The sequence below is a fragment of the Chelativorans intermedius genome (assembly GCF_025398255.1).
GTDB lineage: Bacteria > Pseudomonadota > Alphaproteobacteria > Rhizobiales > Rhizobiaceae > Chelativorans > Chelativorans intermedius.
In genome coordinates this window covers 1-2,615 of record NZ_JAODNW010000069.1, presented here as the reverse complement: position 1 = coordinate 2,615, position 2,615 = coordinate 1, and the positions used below count along the sequence as shown (strand labels likewise).

Annotated in this window: 3 protein-coding genes; all 3 read left to right on the top strand. The window is 66.3% G+C overall.

Going from position 1 to position 2,615, the window contains the following annotated elements:
- Positions 1 to 92: 92 nt before the first annotated feature.
- Genes tnpA through tnpC form a run of 3 tightly spaced genes read left to right on the top strand, consistent with a single transcriptional unit; the run spans position 93 to position 2,557 of the window.
- The gene (gene tnpA, locus NYR58_RS20215) at positions 93 to 524 is read left to right on the top strand and encodes an IS66-like element accessory protein TnpA (protein WP_261522922.1); all 432 of its coding nucleotides are present in this window, start codon (positions 93 to 95) and stop codon (positions 522 to 524) included.
- Positions 521 to 874, top strand: coding sequence for an IS66 family insertion sequence element accessory protein TnpB (gene tnpB, locus NYR58_RS20210; RefSeq protein ID WP_261522921.1), 354 nt, complete (start codon positions 521 to 523; stop codon positions 872 to 874). Before tnpA ends, tnpB begins: the two co-directional genes overlap by 4 nt.
- Before the next feature lie 57 nt (positions 875 to 931).
- On the top strand, positions 932 to 2,557 hold the full coding sequence (tnpC, locus tag NYR58_RS20205) for an IS66 family transposase (RefSeq protein ID WP_378074808.1): 1,626 nt from the start codon (positions 932 to 934) through the stop codon (positions 2,555 to 2,557).
- Positions 2,558 to 2,615: the final 58 nt, after the last annotated feature.

The window sequence follows — 2,615 nt, the reverse complement described above, 5'->3', positions numbered from 1 at the left end:
GTAAGCGGCGGGCGGATCCCATTGAGTTTTGGGCTTGAGGCAGATTCCCGTTTGGTGATGCTTCTTTTCTTTCGAGGAAGGAGGCGATCGGGATGGATCTGTCACAAGGATCATCGGGTTTTGTCGGCTTTGCTGGCCGGGTGGAGGTCCTGGAGGGCCCGACCGGACGCCGACGATGGCCGGACGATGTCAAGGCACGGATCGTTCTGGAGAGTTTCGACAGCGGCGCCAGCGTCAACGAGGTGGCGCGCCGGCACCGGATATCGCCACAGCAGCTGACGGGATGGCGGCGGGCAGCGCGTCAAGGTCGCCTGGCTCTGCCGTTGGAGGATGACAGTCCGGGCTTTGTCCCCGTGGTGGTGGAAGACGCTGACGCGCCGGCTGCCGAGCCCGCATCCGGGGCAACGGCCGAACAGGCCAGCGTGATCGAGATCGAGATGGCGGATTTGGTGCTGCGGCTGCCGGCGCAGAGCCCGCCGGAGCGGATCGCGGCGGTGGTTGCGGCGCTGCGGCTGTCGGCATGATCGTCCCGGGTCAGCGCATGCCGATCGTGATCGCCGTCAAGCCGGTCGACTTCCGGCGCGGCCATGACGGGCTTGCCGCGACGGTGCAGAATGAGCTGGGGCTCGATCCCTATTCCGGGCTGACGGTGGTGTTTCGCTCGCGGCGCGGCGACCGGATCAAGATTCTTGTCTGGGACGGCAGCGGCCTGGTGATGATCTACAAGCGGCTCGACGAAGGTCAATTCTCCTGGCCGAGCATTCGGGACGGCACGATGCGTCTGTCGCGCGGTCAGTTCGAGGCGCTGTTCGAAGGTCTGGATTGGAAGCGGGTGATGGCGCGGCGCATACGCGCGCCGGCTGCGGCGGATTGAATCACTCGGGCGATGCGGCGTGGCGGGCGATGCATCGCGCATGCTACCTCTGCCGCCATGTCGCAGGCGCTTCCCACGCTCGACCTCAAGACCCTGTCGCCCGATCTGCGGGCGGCCGTCGAGGCGCATGTCGCAGCGTTTGCAATCCAGGCCAGAGAACTGGATGCGGAGCGGGTTGCACGGGCACATCTCGAAGCCGAGATGCAGGAACTGGCAGCGCATAACGAGCGCCTGGAACACCTGGTTCGCGAACTGCAGCGCGCCCGGTTCGGCCGCAGATCGGAGAAGCTCAATCCCGACCAGCTGGCGCTGACCTTCGAGGACCTCGAGATCGTGATCGGCGAGGCCCAGGAGGCGCACGACCGGGCATCGAACGCTGAGCCCCGCGCGGCAAAGCAGAAGCGGAGTAAGGCGGCGGGTCCGCGCTCGCTGCCGAAGGATTTGCCGCGCGTCGAGACGGTGATCGAGCCCGACAGCCTTGCCTGCCCATGCGGCTGCGGCGACATGGTGAAGATCGGCGAGGACGTCTCGGAGCGTCTCGATATCGTGCCGGCGCAGCTTCGCGTCCTGGTGACGGTTCGCCCCAAATATGCCTGCCCCAAGGGACGCGCCGGTGTTGCTCAGGCGAAAGCAAAGCCGCGCCTCATCGAAGGTGGTCTGCCCACCGAGGCGCTGATCGCCCATATCATGGTCGCCAAATACTCCGAGCACATGCCGCTTTATCGGCAATGGCAGGTGTTCAAGCGCAGCGGCGTGATCCTCGACCGCTCGATCCTGGCCGACTGGGTCGGTCGGGCATCGTTCCATCTGGCGCCGATCGTGGAGCGCATGGCCGAACTCATCAAGCAATCGGGCAAGCTGTTCATGGACGAGACGACGGCGCCTGTGCTTGATCCCGGGCGCGGGCGCACCAAGACCGGCTATCTGTGGGCGCTCGCCCGCGACGACCGGCCCTGGGGCGGCGCCGATCCGCCCGGCGTCGTCTTCCATTACGCCCCTGGGCGCGGCGGCATTCATGCCGAACGAATCCTCGACGGCTTCGATGGCGTGCTGCAGGTGGACGGCTACAGCGGCTACCGTCGGCTCGCCCAGGCCGAGCGGTGCGGCGGCGATCCCTTGGTGCTCGCCCATTGCTGGAGCCACGCCAGGCGCGAGATCATCAAGGCGACGCCGAAGAAGGGCTCGCCGATCGCCGATGAGATCCTGAAGCGTATCGCCAGCCTCTACGCCATCGAGAAGGACATCCGCGGTCAGGACCCGCAGCATCGCCATGCCGTGCGCCAGGCACGCTCCCGCCCGCTCGTCGAGACGCTTCAGGCCTGGATCGGCGCGCAGCGGGCGCGGCTGTCACGCAAGTCGCCGATGGGCACGGCGCTCGCCTACATGGCCAACCACTGGGCGGGTCTGTGCGTCTTCCTCGATGACGGCCGCGTCGAGATGGATACGAACCCGGTCGAGAATTTGATCCGGCCCCTGACCCTCAATCGCAAGAACGCGCTGTTCTGCGGCCACGACGAGGGTGGCGTCAGTTGGGGACGCATTGCTTCGCTCATCGAGACTTGCAAGCTCAACAACATCGACCCCTACGCCTATCTGCGGGCCACCCTCGAGGCCCTGGCCGCCGGTCATCCGCAGTCGCGCCTCGACGAGTTGCTGCCCTGGTCCTTCACGCCACAGGCCTGATCGGAACCTTTGAAGTCCGACCCACCAAACTACGACCCGCCGCCAGCAACGGCTTTGC